Source organism: Streptosporangium sp. NPDC000509 (assembly GCF_042898365.1).
Taxonomy (GTDB): Bacteria; Actinomycetota; Actinomycetes; order Streptosporangiales; family Streptosporangiaceae; genus Streptosporangium.
In genome coordinates, this window is the sequence record NZ_JBIAYX010000009.1 from 60689 (window position 1) to 82363 (window position 21675).

The window sequence follows — 21675 nt, forward strand, 5'->3', positions numbered from 1 at the left end:
GGGGTGCCTTACCGTGCGGGGGGGATTGACCATGCCAATAGAGTCGTACGGCATCGAGTCCATGACCTGATTGGACCTGCCGTCCGTGAGGTGGTGCCCTGCGTGCACGACATGGGGGAGGCCGAGTGGGAGCGCCTGCTCGACCAGCTGAACAGCGGAGACTGCACGCCCTTCCTGGGGTCGGGGGCGTGCGTGGGCACCCTGCCGACGGGGACGGCGCTGAGCCGCGACATGGCGCGCCGATGGGACTATCCCTTCGCCGACGACCACGATCTCCCCAGGGTGACGCAGTTCGCGGTGATGAGATATGGGGATTCGGTATATGTGAAGAGGCGGATCTGCGACGAACTCGATGCCGGGGGAGCTCCCGACTTCCTCGACCCGCTTGAGCCGCACGCCCTGCTGGCGAGTTTCCCTCTTCCGGTGTACTTGACGACGAACTACGACGACTTCATCCTGCGCTCGCTCGAAGCGGTGGGAAAAAGGCCGAATGTGGCAATTTGCCCATGGAACAAAGGGCTTGCCTACGCGGAAGATCTGTTCAGCAGCGAGGCAGGCTGGAACCCCAGGCCTGAGGCTCCGCTCATCTATCATCTGCACGGCAACCTGCAGGATCCGGCGTCGATCGTGCTGGCCGAGGACGACTATCTGGAGTTTCTCACCAACCTCGCGGTGGACGGCGTCGCGGGTGGGCAGCGAATGCTGCCCACCTCCATTCTCGCGGCGCTGACCAGGAGACCTCTGCTGTTCATCGGTTACAGCCTGCAGGACTGGACGTTTCGCGTGCTTTTCCACGGGCTGTTGAAAGCCGTTCCCGGCATCAACCGCCGCAGGCACGTGAGCGTCCAGCTCGCCCCCTCGCTCGCCAGCACGAAGGCGGACGTGCTGGAGGTCCAGCGCCAGCTGGCCAGATACTACGAAGACTGGCGGATCTCCATCTTCTGGGGGACGGCGGAGGAGTTCTGCCGTGAGCTGCGCCGGCGGATGGGACCGGTGCCGTGACCTCCGAGGTGACCCCCGATCGCGACCGGTCCGACGCGACCGGCCAGCCGTACGTCGGCCTGCGGGCCTTCCGCCGAGAGGACCGCTCCAAGTTCTTCGGCCGAGACAGGGAGGCTCGCGAGGTCTCCGACCTGTGGCAGGCCGGGCGCCTGACCGTGCTGTACGGGCCGTCCGGCGTGGGTAAGACCTCGCTGATCCAGGCCGGAGTGCTCCCGCTGCTGGACGCGGGCAGGACCGACGTCCTGCCGATAGGACGGGTCTCGCACGGCTCGCCCTTCCCCTCCGCCGCGCTCTCACGCCACAACCCGCACGTGTTCGCGCTGCTGTCGTCGTGGTCCCCGTTGGAGACGCCCACCCGGCTGGCGGGGCTGACGATCCGCGAGTTCCTGGGCCGGCGCCCGCCCCGTCAGGATCCGTACGGCGATCCGGTGCTCACCCTGGCCGCGATCGACCAGGCCGAGGAGCTCTTCGGCGGCTTCGCCCACCGCCAGCCGTACCGGGAGTGGTTCATCGGCCAGCTCGTCGAGGCGTTGGACGACGACCCGAACCTGCGCCTGCTCGTCTCGATCCGGGAGGACCACCTCGCCGCGATCCTGCCCCACGAGCCGAAACTGGCGGGCATGGCCAGAAGCCGCTTCTCACTGACCGCCCTCGACACGGCCGCCGCGGTCCGGGCGACCGAGGGGCCGCTCGAGGGGACGGGCCGCTCGTTCGCCCCCGGCGCGGCGCGGGGGCTGGTGGACGACCTGCGCATGATCAGGGTCGGCAGGGCGCTCGGCGAGGAGGTCGTCGCCGACGCCAAGGTGGTCGAGCCCGTCCAGCTGCAGGTCGTGTGCTCGGCCATGTGGCGCTCCCTGCCCGAGGAGGTGCGGGTCATCTCCTCCGACCACGTCCGCAGGTTCGCCAACGCCGACCGCTCGCTCACCGACTTCTCCGAGCGGATGATCTCCGAGGTGGCCCGTGACCACTTCGGGGGCGACGTCGCGGAGCTCAGGAGCTGGCTGCGCCGCTGTTTCATCACCGAGCTCGGCACCCGCGAGGTCGTCTACCAGGGGGAGACCGTCACCGCCGGCATGCCGAACGCGCTGGTCAGGGCGCTGGTCGACCGCCACATCCTGCGTGAGGACATCAAGGCCGGCACGCGGTGGTGCGAGCTCTCGCACGAGCGTCTCATCCAGCCCATCCTCCAGAACGACCATCTCGTCGTGCGGGCCGAGAGCGGGTCGTTCCCCGACGACTACCTGCGCGCCGCCGAACTCTCGTTCCGCGACGGGGAGTTCGCGCTGGCCGCGAAGCAGGCGGAGGAGGCCCTGGAGCGCTGCGGTGACAACACCAGGTCGCGGGCGGAGATCGAGTCCTTCCTCGGTAACGTCGCGCACCGGCGCGAGGACTTCGAGAAGGCCGTCTCCCACTACCGCACCGCCGCGGTCCTCTTCGAGTCGCTGGGGGCGACCTCGGCGGTCGGCGGCCTTCTCGCCGGGATCGGCAGGCTGCGACTGGCCCAGGGACGCCCTTCGGCCGCGGTGCGGGAGCTGTACTCGGCGATACGCCGCCTGCCCGATGACATGAACATCCAGACCGAGCTCGCCTGGGCGCTCTGGTACGACGGTCATCCCGACGCGGCGCGTGACGTCCTCGACGACGTGCTGGGCAGGGAGGGGAACCTCGCCGAGGCGTTGCGCGCCCGCGGTGAGATCCTCGTCGGCCTCGGCCGGCCCGAGGCCGCGCTACGCGATCTCGACAGGGTCCGGCCGCTGCAGTGGCCCTCCACCCGGGCCGCCCACGCTCTCGCGCTGGCCGTCCTGGGACGTTTTTCCGAGGCGGAACGGGAGGTCAGGGCGGTGCCGGCCGAGGCGGGAGATCATGGTCCGGCGCTGTTGTACGCCGCCCGCGTCTACGCCCTGACCGGTGACGCCGCGTCGGCGGCCGATCTGGCCCGGCGGGCGAGGGAGGCGAGAGCGCCCAGTCTGCCTGCGCATCTCGCGGCCGAAGCGGATCGGCTGCTCGCCACGTCGTGAGCGCCCGGGCGGCCACGTGGGCACCGGTCGCCCTCACCTTCCTGGTCGTCCCCGCGAGACCGAGCCGGGCGTGGAGGCGCAGCAGTGACGTGAACGTCACCCCCATGGCGACGGCGAACATCAGGACGGTCAGGATGACGGCCGCCCTGCGGACGCCGAACCCGGCGACCAGGATCCCACCGAGGGGGGCGGCGACGCACACGGCACCGTGCGCGACGAGCCGATGCACGCTCATCACCCGCCCCAGCTTGCCCTTGTCGACGGTGCCGACCTCGAAGGTTCTGATGGCCACGTTGCTGAGCGCCCCGGTGCAGCCGGTCAGCAGTATCGCGAGCCCGAAGAAGAGCGGCCTCTCCCCGTACGCCGCGACGAAGAGCGCCAGCACCCATATCCACAGCTGGGCGAAGAGCGTGAAGTTCCTCGGTTCGAGCCTGAGATAGGGGGCGAGGGTCGATCCCGCCACACCGCCCAGGCCTCCGGCGGCGAGGACCAGGCCGACCTGGTGCGAGGGCAGGTTCGCCGACCCCGCGATGAAGATCATGATGAGCGCGTTCACCATCAGGTTGGTGACCGTGGTCACGGCCATCGCCCTGCGGAGGAAGCGGTGCCTGGACAGTTCCCGGAAACCATCGGATATCTCCCTCAGCAGGTGCCGTCCCGCCAGGCTTCGCACCCCGTCGGCTATCTCGCGGAGCACCCGCAGCCGGGGCCGACCTGTCCTGTGCTCCGTCCTGCCGCCGGCCACGCTCAGGGGAGAGAGGAGGGCGAGGAAGAACAGCGCCGCGTTCACCGCGAAGGACATCGCGTACATGACCCCGAAGAGCCACCCCCCGAGCGGCCTGCCCGCCAGCACCGCGATATGCGAGATCGTCTCGCTCCTCGCCATCACGAGGGAGACCTGGTCCTTCGGGACGAGGGACGAGATCAGCGCCGTCTCCGCCAGCGAGTAGAGCACCCACAGCGTGCCCTCGAGGAAGGCGGCCGCCAGGAGGTGTGTCAGGGAGGGGCGGTCCAGGACGAGCGCGAGGAACACGGTGAAGACGATCAGTCCTCGCAGGGTCTCGGTGAGGAGCATGAGCGAGCGCGGGTTCACCCGGTCCGCCAGGACGCCCGCCGGAATGTAGAAGACCAGAATCGGGAAGGTCAGCGCGAAACTGGTCCAGCCCGCCTGCACCGGGGAACCGGTCAGGGTCAATGCCAGGAGGGGATAGGCGACACTCACGGCTCGTGACCCCACGGTCGAGAATGTCATCCCCAGCCAGACGCGGGCGAATTTTCTCATCGGCTAGTTCGAAGTCGCTCTCTGATCCCGGGCGCCCCAGCACGACCTGGTCGCCCGCCGTCCCCGTCCGCGTTCTAGGGAACACCTCACAAGGCAATGGAGGGAGAGAGCTATACGGACTCCCGCTGTTAGAGAAACGATGACAATTTCTTGACAAAAAGTCATAGAAAACAACACCAATGAGAGCCCGTTCGTCAAAACGGGTCACAGTGGTGTTGCCAAGTCACTTGAGTCCCAAAAGCATAGCGCCGAAGAAGAGCGGCCGGGAAAGACCGTCAGGTTCCGCGCCCTGACGATGATGTCTGGGAGTGGCCTGTTCGGGAGTGGTCGAGGAAAGCCTGACCCACCTCCCCAGGGCCCTTTTCCTCAAGTCCGGGGCAGGGGAGGCGCGGGATTCAGGCGGGCAGCTGGGCGTCCAGGCGGTAGCCGTCGACGGTGACGTAGACCTGGTCGCCGGGACGGGCGTTCAGACGCATCAGGACGGGCTGCAGCGAGTCGAAGACGGGGTGGTCCCGCCAGACCAGGACCACCGCGTTGTCGCCGGGGCCGGTGACCGACAGCAGCGTGCCGGGACGCATGCCCAGCCGGGTGGCGTATCCCTCGGGCACGGCCACCGGGCCGCCCCGCAGGTGGTCGCTGGTCACCTCGATGCGCTGCCAGCGGCCCGGGTCGGACGACGGGCTCGCGGGCGAGTGCAGCGGGGCCCGCTGGCTGGTGATCAGGTGCGGTCTGGAGTTTCCGCCCGCCAGGGCCGACAGGGTGGCCAGGGCCGCGCGGGGGTCGATGGCGCCGGCGTTCACCTGCGGGATCGGCTGCCCGCCGCGGTGGTGGTGGCCGTTGGCCCCCGGGGTGCGGCGTGGCAGCTGCCTGACCTCCTCGGAGGAACCCTCCTGAAGGGCCGCCTCCTGCGCGGTGCTCGCGGCGGCGAGGGCGTCCAGCCAGGGCTGGGCCGAGTGGGCGCGGATGCCGAGCTGGTGCTCCATGAGCCTGAGCGAGTCGCTGTCGATCGGCTTGTTCGACAGGAGCTGGCGGGTCCGCTCGCGCAGGCCGCCCAGATCGCCCACGACGAGCCAGTCGTCCTGGAGCCGCCGGTCCGGCATGAGCGTGACGAGCACCCTCCACAGCGGGGTCCGCAGGGTCGGAACCTCGATCGGGTGCGCGGGGTCGGCGCCGATGAGCTGGTCCTTGGTGGCGGCGGCGCCGAGCCACTCGGTCAGCCCGAACATGTGCCCGGTGAGCGGGGCGGACTCCGGGGAGCGCAGCCAGAGCAGGATGCGTTCCTCGGCGGCGCGCTGGGCCGCCGAGAGCGCGTCACGGTCGGCGTTCAGCTTGTGCGCGAGCGCGCGCAGGCTGATCGGCTCGACCGCGAAGAGCCGTTCCACGGCGACCGCGCGCTCCAGCGGGCTCCAGTCGCGGAACATGTTGTCGACCAGGCGCACCAGCGGATAGTCGTTGAGGTTGACCGGGGGCGCGGGGGCGGCCGGTTCGGGGACCGCCGGTTCTGTGGCCGCGGGCTCGGGGACCGGCACCTGGGGTGCCGACGGCGCCGACGGCTGAGCCGGAATCCGCGGCGCGGGTGTCTGCGCCGGGTCCTGGTCGTGCTCCTGGAGCGGAACCTGGGCGTGGACGGCGGCCGGCGCGGACGGCGCGGTCTGCTCGGCGAGCCCGGGGACGTGGCTGAGCACCTCGCGGAAGACGGCGGTGACCACGATCTCCGGGGAAGGCGTCGCGGGCGCGCTCAGGTCTCCCGCGGTCAGGCGGCGCAGGCGGCTCCAGCCGCCCAGGCCGGCGATGGCCGAGCGCGCGGGCTCCGGCCAGTCGGGCAGGGTGGGATCGACCGTGTGCACGTGCAGCGCGGGCAGCACGTCGCTCAACGGCAGATGATCCCAGCGTGACAGCGAGAGCCGGGCCAGCCTGTCGCAAACCCAGTCGAGCCCCGCGGCGCCGAGGGCCTTTGGCAGGGTGACCGACGACCACCAGCCGGCGGGCAGCCGGGGGTCGGCGAGGGCTTCGGCGACCTGCTGGGGACGGCTCCAGCGCAGGGCCGGGACCAGATCACTCAGGCAGATCGATGACTCGGCATCCATCGGCGGACCGTAACCTCCCCAAAGTGACGCGTGTGGCTAATGGTGCAGCTTACGCCGCAAGCTATCAATTGGCATTAAGAGGGTAAAGCTCCCTGGTACCCAAATCAGACGGTAGGACACGTGGACGGCCACCCAGAACCGTCACGGCCTCCGCCCCGGCACGGCGTCCCGCGTCCAGCGCGACCTCGTCGGCGGCCCCGCTCAGCAGGGCCGTCAGCAGTCCGGCGGCGAACGCGTCCCCCGCTCCAATGGAGTCAACCACCTCGGTGGTGAGCGCGGGAACCCGGGCGGCCAACTTTCCTTCCCTGGCCATCAGCGCGCCGCGGGATCCCAGTTTCACCGCCGCGGCCCCGTAGCGCAGGCTCAGACTCTCGGCCGCCCCCTCGGGGGTCGTCTCGCCGGTGAGCAGCAGCGCCTCGTCCAGGTTGGGAATGACCAGCTGGGCCGGGAGGGTCTCCCGGACGAACCGCTCGACGCCGAACGAGCGCAGGAAACCGGTCGAGGCCGGGTCCACGCTGATCGAGACCCCGCGCAGGGACGCCTCGGCCATCGCCAGCCGGGAAAGTTGGAGCCCAGGTTCGGCGAACAGTGTGTATCCGGACAGATGGAGATGACCCACACCGTCGAGCAGGGTCTCGTCCCAGTCGCCCGTGCCGATGTGCCCGCCCGCGCCCCGGTTGGTGAGCATGGAACGCTCCCCGGTCACGTCCACCATGGCGATCACCACCGCGGTGGGCCGGTCGGGGTCGACCCGCAGGTGCGGCCGCACCCCGAACCGCCGCAGCTCGGCGGCGTGCCAGTCGGCGGTGTCGAAGCCGGCCCGGGTCAGGATCCGCGCGTCGGCGCCCAGCCAGGCGGCCCAGGACGCCGTGTTGGCGCCGGAGCCGCCGGGACGCAGCACGATGTCGGCGGCGGTGTCCGTCCCGACGGCCAGACCGCTCCTGGCGGACCCGCCGTGAAGCGCGACGACGTCGGTCACCACGTCGCCGATGATCAGCAGACCCGTTCCGGCCACGGTGCCCTCAGTCTCCCCGGCTCCAGGAGGCCGCGATCTGCCCGGCGACACGCGCGTTGCCCCGTACCGCGGCCAGGTTCGCCTCCAGCGAGGCGCCGTCGGTGCCGCGCACCAGGTAGCCCAAAAGGAACGGGGTGATGGCCTGACCGGTGATCCGCCGCTCCTCCGCCTCGGCGAGGGCGCCGGCGAGGACGCGGTCGTGCAGCTCGGGGTCGAGCTGCTCGGTCAGCGGCACCGGGTTGGCGACGATGAGCGCGGTCTCCGGGCCGCCGAGCGCGTCCTGGGCCCGCATGATGCCCGCCGCCTCGTCGGGGGTCTCGATGCGCCAGTCGATCGGCTCGCCGGAGGAGTGCAGGTAGAAGCCGGGGAACTCGTCGGTGCGGAACCCCGCGATCGTGACGCCGCGCGTCTCCAGCCGCTGCAGGGTGGCCGGAACGTCCAGGATCGACTTCACCCCCGCGCAGACCACGGTGATGCGGGTCCGGCTCAGCATGTCGAGGTCGGCCGACTCGTCCTGGCTCTCGGTCCAGCCGCGGTGCACGCCGCCGAGGCCGCCGGTGGCGAAGACCCGGATACCCGCCCTGGCGGCGAGGAACGAGGTGGCGGAGACCGTCGTCGCCCCGCTCGCCCCGAGCGCGACGGCGGTGGGCAGGTCGCGAAAGCCCAGCTTGCGAAGCCCCGGTTCGCCGGCGACGCGCTCCAGCTCGCTCTTGTCGAGGCCGATGCGCGCCACGCCGTCCAGCACCGCGATCGTCGCGGGCACCGCCCCGGTCTCCCGGACGATCCGCTCCAGCTCCACCGCGACCTCGAGGTTGCGGGGCTGGGGCAGGCCGTGAGAGATGATCGTGGACTCCAGTGCCACGATCGGGGCACCCCGCTCCAGCGCTTCGGCCACCTCGTCCGAGGGGCGGAGCACACCGGAGAGGGACTGTCGGGTGGTACGCATGAGCTGGTTCTGTCTCCTTGTCCGAGGTCGTAATCATTGCTTGCTTTTGGAACGGTGTAAACGACACCGTCTTCCCCAAAAAGAGCACGTTACGGCGGTTGCGGGGAGACGTCCACTTAAAGATCAGCCAATGACCAGCACCCCGAACAGTGAGATCCCGCCGATGATGACCGTGGCGATCCCGCCCAGGAGCAGCGATCGCCCGCCCCGCGCGAGCTTTCTCAGATCCACACCGGTACCCAGGGCGAAGAGCGCGGCGGCGAGCAGCACCGCCGTGAGGCCGGGAACCACCTCGATGATCTCGGGCGGCACCGCGCCCAGGCTCCGCGCCGCCACGGCCGCGACGAACCCGGCGACGAACAGCGGAACCACCGGCGGGCGCCGCAGCGTGCCGTCGGTGCTCCCGGCACTCCCGGTGCTCCTGGAGTTCTCGTCGTCTGCGGCGCTCTCCGCGTTCCAAGGGCCCCCGGTCTTGGAGCGGTCCGTCGCGCCACCGCGCGTCGCGGCACGGCGCAGGGAGACGGAGGTCAGCCCGACGATCGGGGCGAGCAGGACGACCCGGGCCAGCTTGACGGCGACCGCGCTCACCAGGACACCCGCTCCGGCCGCCGCGCCGATGGCCACCACCTGCGCGACCTCGTGCACCGAGGCCCCCGCCCACAGTCCCAGCTGCCGCGACGTCAGTCCCAGCGCCCCCGCGAGCAGGGGCAGCACGACGATCGAGGCGCTGCCGTACAGGACGGCCACGCCGACCGCGGCCGCCACGTCGTCGTCGTCACTGTCGGCGACCTCGTGCATCGCGGCCACCGCCGCCGCCCCGCAGACGGACACGCCGGTCGCGATCAGCAGGGACCTGCGCGGGCTGACCCCGAGGCGGCCGCCGATCCACCGCGTCGCGGCGAACGTGACGCCCGTCGCCGCGGCGACCACCGCGAGCGCCCGCCAGCCGAGCGCCAGCAGCTCCGGCAACGCGATCTGCAGGCCGAGCAGCACGATCGCCAGGCGGAGCACCCGGCGGGAGACGAACGCGAGCCCGGGGACGAGCGACCGGCGCAGGCCGCCGAGGTTGGTGAGCGCGACCCCGAGGAACACCGCGATCACGGCGGCGCTCATCCCGGGAACGACCCCGGTCGCGGCCGTCGCCAGGACCACCGCGACGATCGTGGCCCCGAGCCCCGGCGCGAGCCTCCCGAACGCCCCGAGGGTTCCGGGCCGCGCGCCCGGCGTCGATGTCGGTGCCACGGCCGAGCCCGGTGCCGGGCGTACGGGCGTCGGCGGGGACTGCGTGGCGGAGCCGACAGGACCGGGGGAGTGCGAGACGGGCATGCCCCGAGTGTCGGTGTGACGCCGGGAGGCCGGTAGCCGTCACCTCTGTGGCAGGTCATAGCCTGGCGCTATGAGTGAGCTGCCCGACCTCGAATCCCTGCGCCTGCTCGTCGACGTGGAACGCCTGGGCAGTCTCGGCCAGGCCGCCCGGGCCGCGGGCATCGCGCAGCCGTCGGTGAGCAAGCGCATCTCCCTGCTGGAACGCCGTCTCGGGCTGCCCCTGCTGGAACGCACCCCGCGCGGATCCACCCTCACCCCGCAGGGCGTGATGGTCTCGGCCTGGGCCGCGCAGGTGCTGGCCGCGGCGGAGGAGCTCATGCGGGGGGCGGAGGCGGTACGGCACGGCCGGGCCGCGCACCTGCACATCGCCGCCAGCATGACGGTGGCCGAATACCTGCTGCCGCGCTGGCTGGGCGAGCTCCAGGATCGCGAGCCCCGGGTCCAGGTCGGCCTGGACGTGCAGAACTCGGCCGAGGTGGCGAGGCTGATCGGAGGGGAGATCGAGCTCGGGTTCGTGGAGGGGCCATCGGTCCCGGCAGGGCTGGTGTCGCGGGTGGTGGCCACCGACAGGCTCGTGGTGGTGGTCGCGCCGGGGCATCCGTGGGCGCGTCGTCGCACCCCGCTGCTCGCCGCGGAGCTGGCCGCCACCCCGCTCGTCGTCCGCGAGCGGGGGTCGGGCACCCGCGAGACGCTGGACCTCGCGCTCACCGGCCACACGGTCGCCCCCCCGAGGCTGGAACTCGGCTCCAACACCGCGGTCAAGGGCGCCGCCCGTGAGGGCGCCGCCCCGGCCGTGCTCAGCGGCTACGCGGTGGAGGCCGAACTGGCCACCGGCCGCCTGGTCGAGGTGCCCACGAAGGACATCGACCTCACGCGCCGCCTGCGGGCGGTGTGGCGCCACGGCCGCGTCCTCACCGGCCCCGCCGCCACCCTTCTCGACATCACCCTCTCCGCCGCCCGCGAGCGGCGATGACCCCGGACCGACTCCCTCACCTCATCCCATCCACCTCATCCATCACCGATCGGGAGGTCTCGTGCTCCGCTCTCGCTACGAAGCCGTGATCGTCGGAGGCGGCCACAACGGCCTGGTCGCCGCCACCTACCTCGCCCGCGCCGGACGACGCGTCCTCGTCCTGGAACGCCTCGGTCACGTCGGCGGCCTCGCCGTCTCGGCGCAGGCGTTCCCCGGGGTCGACGCGAGGCTCTCGCGCTACTCCTACCTGGTCAGCCTGCTGCCCTCGAAGATCGTCACCGACCTGGGGCTCAAGATCGAGTTGCGTCGGCGCAGGTACGCCTCGTACACGCCGGTGGGCGACACCGGGCTGCTCGTCGACAACGGCGACGCCGCGCGGACGGCCGCCTCCTTCGCCCGGGTCACCGGAGGCACCGGTGAGCTGGAGGCGTGGCGGCGCTTCTACGGGATGACCGCCGAGGTGGCCCGGCGGATCGCGCCGACGCTGCTGGAACCCCTCGCCGACCGTGCGGCGACGCGGAACCTCGTCGGTGAGGAGGCCTGGCGCGACCTGTTCGAACGCCCGATCGGCGAGGTGGTGGACGAGCGGTTCGCCGACGACACCGTACGCGGCGTGGTCCTCACCGACGCCCTCATCGGCACCTTCGCCGACCCCGTGGGCCCGGACCTGCTCGCCAACCGCTGCCTCCTCTACCACGTGATCGGCGACGGCACCGGCGACTGGAACGTCCCCGTCGGCGGCATGGGCGCGGTCTCCGGCGCGCTCGCCGACGCCGCCCGCGCCGCGGGGGCGGAGATCCTGACCGGCGCCGAGGTCCTCGCGGTCGACCCCTCCGGTGAGGTCTCCTTCCGCGACGCCCTCGGGGAGCACACGGTGACGGGCGAGCGGATCCTGGCCAACGTGCCGCCCGCCGTGCTCGCCCGGCTGCTCGGGGACGCCGAGCCCGCCACCCCCGAGGGGGCACAGCTCAAGGTCAACATGGTGCTCTCGCGGCTGCCGCGGCTGAGGGACACCGGCGTGGATCCCGCGGCCGCGTTCAGCGGCACGTTCCACATCAACGAGGGCCGCGACCGGCTCGCCCGCGCCTACCAGGAGGCGTCGGCGGGACGGATCCCCTCGCTGCCCCCGGCCGAGGTCTACTGCCACTCGCTGACCGACCCCTCCATCCTCGGCCCGGAGCTGCGCCGGACCGGAGCCCACACGATGACGCTGTTCGGCCTGCACATGCCGGCCAGGCTGTTCCGGGAGGACCCGGCGGGGGCGCGCGAGGCGGCGCTGCGCGCCACGCTCGCCTCGATGAACGAGGTGCTCGCCGAACCCGTCGAGGACTGCCTGCTGCGCGCCCCCGACGGCAGCCCCTGCCTGGAGGCCAAGACCCCGGTCGACCTGGAGAACGAGGCGGGCCTGCCCGGCGGTCACATCTTCCACCGCGACCTGTCCTGGCCGTACGGGGAACCGGGGCGCTGGGGCGTGGAGACCGCCTTCGAGCGCGTCCTGCTCTGCGGCGCGGGCGCCAGGCGCGGCGGCGGCGTCAGCGGCATCCCCGGCCACAACGCCGCGATGGCGGCGATGGCGCCGCTCACCTGAGGCGTTCATCCCGCTCTCATGGTGTGCGTCTACCGTGGAGGTCATGGCTGAGGGGGAGGCGGCGCGGGTGCTGGTCGTGGACGACGAGCCCGCGCTCAGGGAGGCGCTGCAGAGCAGCCTGGAGTTCGAGGGCTACCGGGTCGGCGTCGCCCCGGACGGCCAGGCGGCGCTGGAGGCGATCGACCGGGAGCCGTACGAGCTGGTCCTGCTCGACGTCATGATGCCCAGGATGGACGGGCTGACCGCCTGCCGCAGGCTCAGGGCGGCGGGCAACCACCTGCCGGTGCTCATGCTCACCGCCCGCGACGCCGTGGGCGACCGGGTGTCCGGCCTGGACGCGGGGGCCGACGACTACCTGGTCAAGCCGTTCGAGCTGGACGAGCTGCTGGCCCGCGTCCGTGCGCTGCTGCGGCGCGGCGCCCTGAGCACCCCCACGGCCCGGGACGACGGGGTCCTCACCTTCGGCGACCTGCGGATGGACACCGCGGGGCGCGAGGTCACCCGCGCGGGCGAGCCGCTGGAGCTGACCCGCACCGAGTACCTGCTGCTGGAACTGTTCATGATCCACCCCCGCCAGGTGCTCACCCGGGAGCAGATCCTCGGCGAGGTGTGGGGCTTCGACTTCGAGCCGTCCTCCAACTCCCTCGACGTCTACGTCATGTACCTGCGCCGCAAGACCGAGATCGGCGGGCGCCTCCGGCTGATCCACACCGTCCGGGGCGTCGGATACGTGCTGCGGACCTCCGCGTGAACGGGCGCCGCTCCCTGCGCTCCCGGCTCACCCTGCTGGTGGCGGCGGCCGTGGCGCTCGCGATCGCGGTGTGCGCGGTGCTGTGCTGGTTCGTGGTGAAGGCCGAGCTGCTGCGGCAGGTGGAGCGCTCGCTGGAGGGACGGCCGCAGGGCATCGAGTGGATCGCTCCCTACTGCCACGAAGGGCCGCGAGGGGCGGGCGTTCCGGGAGGCCCCGACCATCCCGGAAAGGTCCCCGGTGGCCCCGATCACCCCGGAGAGGCCCCCGGTCGCAGGCCGCTGCCCCGCCTCGCGCCCATCCAGCTCCTCTACGCCGACGGCGAGAGGTGCGTGGCCGGTTCCACCCCCGTCAAGGTCACCCCGGCGGACCTGGCCCTGACCCACGGCCCCCCGGGCCGGCAGGTGTTCAGGAACGGCGTCACCGACGACGGCGAGGAGGTCCGGGTGCTGACGAGGAACGTCCGCCCGGGGGTCGCGGTCATGGAGTCCCGATCCCTGGAGGAGGTCCGCACCACCCTCGCCACGCTCGCCGGGATCCTCGCGGGAGTCACCGCGCTCGGCGTGCTCGGCGCGGCCTCCGCAGGGCTGCTCGTCTCCCGTACGGCGCTGCGCCCCGTCGGCCGCCTCACCGAGGCCGTCGAGTACGTCGCCAGGACCGAGGACCTCGACACCAGGATCCCGGTCGAGGGCAACGACGAGATCGCCAGACTGGGGGTCTCCTTCAACGCGATGACCACCGCGCTGGCCGGGTCCCGCGAGCGCCAGCGGCGGCTGATCGCCGACGCGGGCCACGAGCTGCGCACCCCGCTCACCAGCCTGCGCACCAACATCGACCTGCTGCTGCGCAGCGAGAACGCCGGACGCCCCCTCGACGCCGCTCCCAAACGCAGGCTGCTGACCAATCTCAAGGCCCAGTTCGAGGAGATGTCCACGCTCGTCGGGGACCTGCTGCAGCTCTCACGGTCGGAGGACGAGCACGAACCGCACGTCGAGGTCGCCTTCCACGACGCCGTCGAGGCGGCCGTACGCAGGGCGCGGCTGCGCGCCCCCGACACCTCGATCGAGGTGGAGCTGAGCCCCTGGTACCTGCTGGGCGACCAGGCGGCCCTGGAGCGGGCCGTGGTGAACCTGCTGGACAACGCGGTGAAGTTCTCCGCCGACCGGGCCGAACCCGTGCAGGTGCGGCTCGGCGACGGCGAGCTGACCGTGCGGGATCACGGCCCCGGCATCCCGGAGGAGGAGCTGCCGTACGTGTTCGACCGGTTCTGGCGGTCCTCCTCGGCCCGCAGCATGCCCGGCTCGGGGCTCGGGCTGGCCATCGTGGCCAAGGCCGTGCGCGACGCCGGGGGAGAGGTGGACCTGGAGAACGCCGCCGGGGGCGGCATCCTCGCCCGCGTCCGCCTGCCCGGCTCTCCCACCCGCTCTCCCGCCTCGGGAGCGTGAGCGGCCGTCTCCCGCGGTACCCGTGGACGTCTCCGGCGGTCCGTCATCTGTGTGAGCGGCCGTTTCCGCTGGAACCCGTGGTGCTCCGAGGTTCCGTCACCGTGGGCGGGTGAGCGGTCGTCTCCGGTCGATCCCGCCGGGTGTCCCGGCTCGGGTACGTGGGCCGCCCGCCCGCCGGTGGAACCGGTCGCGGGGTTTCTCACCAGGTGTTAATGGTCGCCCCAGGGGCGCTCAAGATCACAACATGACCCTGAGGGCATGAGAAACCCGACGCCGACCCGGCCATGACCGTGGACCGGCTCAAGGAACTCGTCTCCTCGGGGCAGCTCAGGTACGTGATGACCGGGGGCGGCGACAGGGGCGGGCCGGACAGGGGCGACTCCCGGGTGACCGAGTGGGTGCGGGCCAACTGCGCCGCCGTCGAGGCGTCGGAGTACGGAGGCTCCACCGGCCGATCCCTCTACCGCTGTGACTGAGTCCGGCGGTGACGTTTCCGGGCTTCATCGGGCCTCTCTTTCGGCACGGCTGAGAGTCGGTGGTGACGTTCCAGGACTCCACCGGGCACCTCTGCCGCTGCGGCCGAGTCCGGCGGTGACGTTCCGGGAGTCCGCCGAGCGGTTTCTCCACCGCTGAGGCCGAGCTCACCGCGACGGCGACGACCACCGGGGACGTCCCACCCCTCCGGCGGTCGTCGCTGTATTCGGTCACCGTCTTCTTCGCCCGTACGGTGACCGAATACAGCCGATGAGACAGGCGTGCAGGTATTGACTGATCCGCTGATCAGGAGTAGTGAGCGGTGGTCCGAGCTGCTGTAGTCTTGCGCCGTGCATAGCGGAGGAGGGGCGCGCAGCAGCCGCGCCGACCAGGCCGACCAGCGTCGAGCGGAGCTCCTTGAAGCCGCCAGGCGAGTCGTGCTGGAGCGCGGGCTGGCCAGCACCCGTGTCGCCGACATCGCCAAGGCGACGAACGTGAGCGGCGGGCTGATCCACTACCACTTCGCCACCAAGGACGATCTCATCACCGAGATGCTCCGCAGCACCAGCGACTCCGAGGTCCAGCGGCTGAAGGAGATCGTCGCCGGTTCCGGCACCGCGCTCCAGCGTCTCGACCGCGTCCTGCGCTTCTACATCCCCGCCTCCCGTTCCGACCAGAGCTGGATCCTCTGGGTCGACGCCTGGGCCGTCGGGGTGCGCGAGGAGCACGTCCGCGCGATCCTGCTGGAGCTTGAGGGCGCCTGGATCGAGATCCTCGGCCAGGTGATCTCCGACGGCGTCGCCTCGGGCGAGTTCACCTGCGACGATCCGCTGGGCTCGGCCGAGCGGATCGACGGCATGCTCGACGGCCTCGTGGTCCGATACACCCTGCACGCCGGCAACATGTCGCGGAGCCGGATGCTGCACCACGCCCGGGTCGCCGCCGCCCGCGAGGTCGGCCGCGACCTCGCCGACTTCCCCGACGTGCCGGCCGAGAGCTGACGGCCGCAGGCGCCCCTTCCGTGAGCCGGCGGGCCCGGAGGTTCGGCCGGTCCTGGTGAGCATGACTTCGACACGCACCTGGGCGACGGCGCGGACCGCCTGTTCCTCAGCCCTCGATCAGGGTGGGAAGGTGAGCCGGAGCGCGGCCGGCGCGAGCGGGTCTCAGATCCGTTTGGCGCCGATCTTCTTCAGCCACTGGTCGCAGTTCCCGCACGCGGAGCGTGCCTGCCACTTCCCGCCGGTCGCGTTCCAGGTCTGGGCGTGGAAGTAGAGCATGTCCTTGGGAATCTTGGCCATCTCGGTGATACCGGTGCTGTTGAGGTACGCGTTCATCGCGGCGACCTCTCCGCATGCGGTGATCGGCCAATCCTCGACCTGGCTCACGCCGGTCAGGACCTTCGCCATGAGCGGATGCTTCGTGGAGAGGGAGTATTCTCCGCTCGTCCCCGACCAGGTCTTGCCCGTCCCGGCATGGCTGACGACGGCGATCACCGTGCCCGCCTTTCTGCCCGCGCCCGCACCGTACTTCCTGGTCAGGCGCTGCGCCTCTTCCAGCGCTTTGGAGGCGAGTGAGTCCTTGTCCTTCCTCTCCTTCTCCTGAGCCTTCAGCGTCTCCATCCGGGTCGTATGGGCGACGAAGGTCCCCCAAGCGCCCGTGTCGTTCTCCTCCAGCCACGCGATGAACTCCTCGCGAGCCGTGCTCTCGGCCTTGTCGTAGTAGGCGATGGCGTACGTCAGGCTTGACAGCTTTTTGTCGATGGCCTCGAAAGGGGCTTGTTTGCTGGCCAAGTCGGGCACGTGGGTCTTGATGTAGGTCTGCAGGTCGGTTCGAACGGCACTGGCCCACTCCGAGAAGTCCGTCTCCGGCACCTGGTCGGCGAAGGTGGGTGTGCTCGTCTGCTCGGACATCGGAGTCCTCTCCGTCGGTGTGAGCTGGATGACGGACCGCCTCGATCGCCCCCGACAGGCGTCACGCGCCGGCAGGGCCGCCGGGATCGGCGGCCTGCTTCCCCACGAGTGTCCGAGCAGGCGATGAACGACCGATTGCCGTCCGATTGGCGGCACCGGGATTCGCGGTCGGACGGGTCGAGGCGGCATGGACAGGCATGGACAGGACTGAGTGGCGGACCCGCGTGCGCCCACGCGCGAGGGCGGTTTCGCGGCACCCGGCGTACGGGAAACCGGCCCGGTGCCGGGGCGCTCAGATCCGGGGGGTGGGCATGGCGGCGAGGAGGAAGGCGAGCCGGGCCGCGGCGTCGTCGATGTCGTCGCTGGTGCCGAGCCGATATCCCCACGAGGTGATGAAGCCGCCGTCCTGGGCGCAGGTCACGGTCTCTGCCAGGGTGTTGCTGAAACGGTTGCGGACGTAGACGTACGCGGGGTCGCCGAACGAGATCCGCTGCACGGAAAGGTCGCCGTGCAGCCGTATGGCGGCAATGAATCTCTCAAGACAAGACAGCGTGTCCAGCATCGTGAGTCACCTCCGTCTGGACAGAGAATTGCACGATCTTGGGATGCTAATCAAGCAATTGCAGGGTTTAGTCCTTTAATTGTCCGGATAAATCGCTGAGTACTCGGACGATCACCGACCTGGCGCCCTCGCCAAAGGCCGCGACCTCGCGGAGTTCCTCGAAAGCCCGCGTGTAGAAGGCGACGTCCTCCGGGTCGCGCAGAAGCAGGTCTCTCGTCCTGGTCGGCACCGTCACATGGTCCTCGTCGTACACCCAGAAACCGTTGAGCGGCGCCGAGGGCAGGGGCGTCTCGAAGGGGATCACCCCGAACTCCACGTTCGGCAGCGCGGTCACCGCGAGTAATCGGTCGAGCTGCCCGCGCATCACGTTCAGCGGGGCCAGTCGGTAGCGCAGCGCCGCCTCCGGGATGACGAACCTGAAGCGTTTGCTCTGGTCGTAGAGGACGTCCTGACGCTGCATGCGCACCCGGATGGCCGCGTCGATCTCCTCGGGCTCCCGGTAGAGGCGCTTGATCCGCGTGAAGATGCTCCGGGCGTACTCGGTGGTCTGCAGCAGCCCGATGATCACGCCGGGCTCGAAGGCCCGCAGCAGGGTCGTCCGCGCCTCCACGTCGCGGATGTCCTCCTGGAGCGTGACCAGCGCGCCGCGGTGCCGCTGCCGCCAGGAGTCCTGACGGTCCAGCAGGCCCGCGGCCTGCTCCAACAGCGCCTGGACGACCTCGGGGGAGGCGTCCACCGCCCGCGCCCACCGGGTGACGTCGTCCTCGGTGACGGTCTGGCGGGCGTTCTCGATCCTGGAGACCTTGGACGCCTGCCACCTCAGCCGCTCGGCCAGGTCCTTGCCCGACAGATGTGCGGTCTCTCGCAGGTGCCGCAGTCGCATGCCGAGCTCGGTCCTGGCCTGCTGGAACCCGCTCACCCGATCTCCTCGGCCGTTCCTGCGGGCCGTGTGCCGCGGCTGTGGTCCGCCCGTCGTTCCCGCGTGCTCACGTCGCCTCCCCATGGTGCGGAACGACGCTAGCCCCGAGCATGTGGATCAAACCATAGAGCACTCCTAATCGTGACCAATATTTACAGAAAGTACTCGGCGGGCGATCTCTACGAGAAGCTCACGGGGTACCTCGACGGCGGTTTCGCCGTCCAGGACGTGGCGCAGGTCGGCCATCGCCTCGGCGTCGGTCACCCGGAGACCCTGCACCACGATGGTCCCGCGATCGGTTTCGTAGAGGGAGGGACAGGCCCCCGCCTCAGAGGTGGAGCCAAGAAACCGGAGGCGCATGTTTGAGTCCTTCCCCGAATCACACTCGTGGAGCAATTGCGTGCAATCCTAGATTTCGGAAGGTTGCATGAAGGTTTCAAAGCCGGACGGCGCGTATTCCGCCTATTTCGGCGCACGGCAGCTGAACATCTCCCCGTATGTGACATGAATCTGCGGACGCGGGCGAACCGGTTCAACGGGGTGGCGTGGAGCACGACCCCGGCTGCCGGACCCCTGCCCGCGCGGGCGCCCTCAGGACGATGCCGAGCCTGCGGCAGGCCGTCACCGCGTACTCCCCGGCCCGGCGTGATGGAAGGCCGCCGTGGCGGGGTGAGCGGATCAGAGAAGGCGCCGGGGGATGTCGGCGAACCCGGCGCGGAGTTCTTCCCCGAGGGCCTTGGCCTGGGCGTCGAGACGAGGACTCGCGGCCACACCCCGGCCGAGCAGGCCGTGCACGACGAAGTTGAGGGCGAGCAGGTTGGGCAGCTCGAAGCGCTCGACCCGCAGGCCGGCGGTGAACGGCAGGAGCTCCGCCAGGCGGTCGACCGTGAGGTGGGCCTCCAGCCACTCGAACCGCTCCGGCGTGGCGACCCAGACCCCCAGGTTGGCGTTGCCGCCCTTGTCACCCGAGCGGGCGCCCACGATCGTTCCCAGCGCGACCCGGGCGGTCTCACCGTCGCAGGATTCGGCGTCGACGCGCTCGCCTCCGTGCCGTCCGAGGTCGGCGTCGTCCAACGAGCCCGCCGCCTCACCTCCACCGCCGCTCGCGGCCGGCGAGGCCGTCACCTCCGAGGATCCGGGCACACCGGGCTTCTCGTCCGTGCCGGGTACGTACGTGCCGGACGCCTCGCCCGCGCCTGACGCGTCGTCCGTACCGGGCACGGCCGGAAGCTCGCGGCCGTCGAGCCAGACGCGGGCCCGCACCGTCTCCGCCGGGACGAGCGTGGGCCAGTAGACCCCGTACGGCGAGGCGTCACCGGGAGGGGTGAGGCCGTAGAAGCCCGGATAGCTCGCCAGGCCGGTCTCGACCACGGCCGAGGAGAAGGCACGCCCGGCCTTCCGCCGGTCGGCGTCCATCACGGTGACGCGCAGCAGGGCGGTCCCGGCGAGCGGGGTGAGCTCCACGTGGACCTGGTCGAACGACTCCCTCGGCACCCGCGACCAGATGGCCTCCTCGGCCAGCCGGGCCTTGGCCTCGATGTCCAGGCCGGTCAGCACGAGCGTCATGGTGTTGCGGTAGCCCGCCAGGTAGTTGACGGCGACCTTGAGCGAGTCGGGAGGCGCCTCGCCGCGCACCCCGAAGACGCGGACCCGGTCGGGGCCCTCCTGCTCCAGCCGGATCGTGTCGAAGCGCGCGACCACGTCGGGACCGAGGTAGCGGGGTGAGGCGATCTCGTACAGCAGTTGCGCGGTGACCGTGCCCACCGAGACCAGCCCGCCGGTCCCCGGGTGCTTGGTGACCACGCTGGAGCCGTCGGCCTCCAGCTCCACCAGCGGGAACCCGCAGTGCGCCAGGTCGGGCACCTCGCCGAAGAACGCGTAGTTGCCGCCGGTCGCCTGGCAGCCGCACTCGATGACGTGCCCGGCGACCACCGAACCGGCGAGCGCGTCGAAGTCGTCCGGACCCCACCCGTACCGCCAGATCCCCGGCCCGGTGACCAGGGCGGCGTCCGTGACGCGGCCGGTCACCACCACGTCCGCCCCGGCCGACAGGGCCGCGGCGATCGGGCGACCCCCCAGGTAGGCGTTGGCGGTCAGGGCGGGGGCGGGCAGCGGCTCACCGGTGTCGGCGTTGGGCGCGCCGCCCAGGTCACGGCCGGTCAGGTCGTCGCCGGTGACGTGGGCGACCCGCACCGGCAGCCCGAGGCGTCCGGCCAGCTCGCCCACGGCCTCGGCGCACCCGGCCGGATCCAGCCCGCCCGCGTTGGAGACGATTTTGACGCCCCGCTCCAGACACGTCCCGAGCACCTCCTCCAGCTGCCGCAGGAAGGTCGACGCGTAGCCGGGACGGCCCTTCGACCGGTTCCCCGCGAGGATCAGCATGGTCAGCTCGGCGAGCCAGTCGCCGGTGAGCACGTCGATCGGGCCGCCCTCCACCATCTCCCTGGCGGCGGAAAGCCGGTCACCGTAGAAGCCGGAGCAGTTGGCGACGCGCAACATCAGCTCGACTCCGGCGCGGGAATCCACGACGCGGGCCGCTTCTCCATGAAGGCGGCGATCCCCTCCTGCCCCTCCGCAGAGGTGAAACGCTTCGCGGACAGCTCGGCCATCTGGCGCATGCCCTCCTCGACGCTCAGCTCGGGCACGGTCCGCACCAGCTGCTTGGTGAGGGCGAGCGCCTCGGGGCCGCCACGCAGCAGCATGCCGGTGTAGTGGGCGACCGTCGCGTCCAGCTCCTCCTCGGGCACGGCGCGGGTGAGCAGCCCGATCTCCGCGGCGCGGGTGGCGTCGAACGTCTCGCCGGTGAGCAGGTACTCGGCGGCGGCGCGCGGGTCGAGCCGCCGCAGCACGGTCACCGAGATCATCGCGGGCACCACGCCGAGCCGCACCTCGCTGAACGCGAACGACGCCGAGTCGGGGGCGATCGCGAAGTCGCAGGCCGCCACCAGGCCGAGCCCTCCGGCCCGAGCCGTACCGTTCAGCCGGCAGACGACCGGCTTCGGGCTCTCCCAGATCAGGCTCATGATCTCCGGGAACGATGCGGTCACCGGCGCCTCGTGCGCGTCCCCCGGCGCGACCCGCTGCTCCTTCAGGTCGGCGCCCGCGCAGAACACGGGACCGGTCCCGGTGAGCACGATCACCCGGACACTCTCTTCGGCGAGCGCCCAGTTGAGCCGGTCCTCCAGGTCGCCGAGCAGCCGCACCGACAACGCGTTGCGGTTGCGGGGGGAGTCGAGGGTGATCGTCGCCACCCCGCCGGACACCTCTTTGTGCACCAGGCGTTCCACCGGCCAGCCGCCGTCGGTCCTCATTTCGGTCCTTTCCTCCAAGACCTTCTCCCGTTCCCCGGGACTCCACGGAGCCTGCCGGAGAGCCGGAAG

At 71.2% G+C, this 21675-nt stretch carries 18 protein-coding genes and 1 pseudogene; 8 read left to right on the top strand and 11 right to left on the bottom strand.

Features of this window, described 5'->3' with window-relative positions; genetic code table 11:
- Positions 1-111 precede the first annotated feature (111 nt).
- On the top strand, positions 112-1002 hold the full coding sequence (locus ACFY3D_RS17715) for an SIR2 family protein (RefSeq protein WP_350944250.1): 891 nt from the start codon (positions 112-114) through the stop codon (positions 1000-1002).
- Entirely contained in the window at positions 999-3020 is a 2022-nt protein-coding gene (locus ACFY3D_RS17720) for a tetratricopeptide repeat protein (protein WP_389980571.1), read from the top strand. The genes ACFY3D_RS17715 and ACFY3D_RS17720 overlap by 4 nt, the downstream gene beginning before the upstream one ends.
- 94 nt (positions 3021-3114) lie before the next feature.
- On the opposite strand, the pseudogene ACFY3D_RS17725 reads toward ACFY3D_RS17720, so the two are convergent.
- The 5 genes and pseudogenes from ACFY3D_RS17725 to ACFY3D_RS17745 all read right to left on the bottom strand — a co-directional run.
- Positions 3115-4302: pseudogene (locus tag ACFY3D_RS17725) on the bottom strand (MFS transporter); the annotation flags it as partial.
- Between the two features lie 395 nt (positions 4303-4697).
- On the bottom strand, positions 4698-6389 hold the full coding sequence (locus ACFY3D_RS17730) for a hypothetical protein (RefSeq protein ID WP_389980573.1): 1692 nt from the start codon (positions 6387-6389) through the stop codon (positions 4698-4700).
- 64 nt (positions 6390-6453) lie between these two features.
- A complete protein-coding gene (locus ACFY3D_RS17735; RefSeq protein WP_350944021.1) occupies positions 6454-7404 on the bottom strand; it encodes a sugar kinase in 951 nt (316 codons plus the stop codon).
- 7 nt (positions 7405-7411) lie between these two features.
- A complete protein-coding gene (locus ACFY3D_RS17740; RefSeq protein ID WP_389980575.1) occupies positions 7412-8350 on the bottom strand; it encodes a pseudouridine-5'-phosphate glycosidase in 939 nt (312 codons plus the stop codon).
- A 123-nt stretch (positions 8351-8473) separates the two neighbouring features.
- Positions 8474-9676 carry a YeiH family protein gene (locus tag ACFY3D_RS17745; RefSeq protein ID WP_389980577.1) on the bottom strand — a complete coding sequence of 401 codons (1203 nt, stop codon included), beginning with the start codon at positions 9674-9676 and terminating at the stop codon, positions 8474-8476.
- Positions 9677-9746: 70 nt separating this feature from the next.
- Between ACFY3D_RS17745 and ACFY3D_RS17750 the strand changes: the two genes are divergently transcribed.
- The 6 genes from ACFY3D_RS17750 (at position 9747) to ACFY3D_RS17775 (ending at position 15905) form a co-directional block, all read left to right on the top strand.
- On the top strand, positions 9747-10649 hold the full coding sequence (locus ACFY3D_RS17750; protein ID WP_389980579.1) for a LysR family transcriptional regulator: 903 nt from the start codon (positions 9747-9749) through the stop codon (positions 10647-10649).
- 61 nt (positions 10650-10710) lie between these two features.
- On the top strand, positions 10711-12237 hold the full coding sequence (locus tag ACFY3D_RS17755; protein WP_389980581.1) for a phytoene desaturase family protein: 1527 nt from the start codon (positions 10711-10713) through the stop codon (positions 12235-12237).
- Positions 12238-12280: 43 nt separating this feature from the next.
- Positions 12281-12988, top strand: a complete 708-nt coding sequence (locus tag ACFY3D_RS17760) for a response regulator transcription factor (protein WP_389980583.1) — start codon at positions 12281-12283, stop codon at positions 12986-12988.
- Positions 12985-14430: a sensor histidine kinase gene (locus ACFY3D_RS17765; RefSeq protein WP_389980585.1), complete on the top strand. Its 1446-nt coding sequence runs from the start codon at positions 12985-12987 to the stop codon at positions 14428-14430. Before ACFY3D_RS17760 ends, ACFY3D_RS17765 begins: the two co-directional genes overlap by 4 nt.
- 284 nt (positions 14431-14714) lie before the next feature.
- A complete protein-coding gene (locus ACFY3D_RS17770; protein ID WP_389980587.1) occupies positions 14715-14906 on the top strand; it encodes a hypothetical protein in 192 nt (63 codons plus the stop codon).
- A gap of 348 nt (positions 14907-15254) precedes the next feature.
- A complete protein-coding gene (locus ACFY3D_RS17775; protein WP_389980589.1) occupies positions 15255-15905 on the top strand; it encodes a TetR/AcrR family transcriptional regulator in 651 nt (216 codons plus the stop codon).
- Between the two features lie 162 nt (positions 15906-16067).
- Here the strand turns inward: ACFY3D_RS17775 and ACFY3D_RS17780 are convergent, their stop codons facing one another.
- From ACFY3D_RS17780 to ACFY3D_RS17805, 6 genes are all read right to left on the bottom strand, one after another.
- Positions 16068-16814: a hypothetical protein gene (locus ACFY3D_RS17780; RefSeq protein WP_389980591.1), complete on the bottom strand. Its 747-nt coding sequence runs from the start codon at positions 16812-16814 to the stop codon at positions 16068-16070.
- 292 nt (positions 16815-17106) lie between these two features.
- The gene (locus ACFY3D_RS17785) at positions 17107-17376 is read right to left on the bottom strand and encodes a hypothetical protein (protein ID WP_350944005.1); all 270 of its coding nucleotides are present in this window, start codon (positions 17374-17376) and stop codon (positions 17107-17109) included.
- A 67-nt stretch (positions 17377-17443) separates the two neighbouring features.
- The gene (locus ACFY3D_RS17790; protein WP_389980593.1) at positions 17444-18295 is read right to left on the bottom strand and encodes a helix-turn-helix domain-containing protein; all 852 of its coding nucleotides are present in this window, start codon (positions 18293-18295) and stop codon (positions 17444-17446) included.
- Positions 18296-18430: 135 nt separating this feature from the next.
- Positions 18431-18559: a hypothetical protein gene (locus ACFY3D_RS17795; protein ID WP_362900752.1), complete on the bottom strand. Its 129-nt coding sequence runs from the start codon at positions 18557-18559 to the stop codon at positions 18431-18433.
- 414 nt (positions 18560-18973) lie between these two features.
- The gene (locus ACFY3D_RS17800; protein ID WP_389980595.1) at positions 18974-20821 is read right to left on the bottom strand and encodes an acyclic terpene utilization AtuA family protein; all 1848 of its coding nucleotides are present in this window, start codon (positions 20819-20821) and stop codon (positions 18974-18976) included.
- Positions 20794-21606, bottom strand: coding sequence for an enoyl-CoA hydratase-related protein (locus ACFY3D_RS17805; RefSeq protein WP_389980597.1), 813 nt, complete (start codon positions 21604-21606; stop codon positions 20794-20796). Before ACFY3D_RS17805 ends, ACFY3D_RS17800 begins: the two co-directional genes overlap by 28 nt.
- Between the last annotated feature and the right edge of the window lie 69 nt (positions 21607-21675).

What these genes read in the sequence shown, in the direction of transcription:
- ACFY3D_RS17740 (WP_389980575.1), bottom strand. Translation starts at nt 8,350, where the DNA reads ATGCGTACCACCCGACAGTCCCTCTCCGGTGTGCTCCGCCCCTCGGAC.
- ACFY3D_RS17770 (WP_389980587.1), top strand. Translation starts at nt 14,715, where the DNA reads ATGACCGTGGACCGGCTCAAGGAACTCGTCTCCTCGGGGCAGCTCAGG.
- ACFY3D_RS17780 (WP_389980591.1), bottom strand. Translation starts at nt 16,814, where the DNA reads ATGTCCGAGCAGACGAGCACACCCACCTTCGCCGACCAGGTGCCGGAG.
- ACFY3D_RS17760 (WP_389980583.1), top strand. Translation starts at nt 12,281, where the DNA reads ATGGCTGAGGGGGAGGCGGCGCGGGTGCTGGTCGTGGACGACGAGCCC.
- ACFY3D_RS17745 (WP_389980577.1), bottom strand. Translation starts at nt 9,676, where the DNA reads ATGCCCGTCTCGCACTCCCCCGGTCCTGTCGGCTCCGCCACGCAGTCC.
- ACFY3D_RS17750 (WP_389980579.1), top strand. Translation starts at nt 9,747, where the DNA reads ATGAGTGAGCTGCCCGACCTCGAATCCCTGCGCCTGCTCGTCGACGTG.
- ACFY3D_RS17730 (WP_389980573.1), bottom strand. Translation starts at nt 6,389, where the DNA reads ATGGATGCCGAGTCATCGATCTGCCTGAGTGATCTGGTCCCGGCCCTG.
- ACFY3D_RS17785 (WP_350944005.1), bottom strand. Translation starts at nt 17,376, where the DNA reads ATGCTGGACACGCTGTCTTGTCTTGAGAGATTCATTGCCGCCATACGG.
- ACFY3D_RS17715 (WP_350944250.1), top strand. Translation starts at nt 112, where the DNA reads ATGGGGGAGGCCGAGTGGGAGCGCCTGCTCGACCAGCTGAACAGCGGA.
- ACFY3D_RS17805 (WP_389980597.1), bottom strand. Translation starts at nt 21,606, where the DNA reads ATGAGGACCGACGGCGGCTGGCCGGTGGAACGCCTGGTGCACAAAGAG.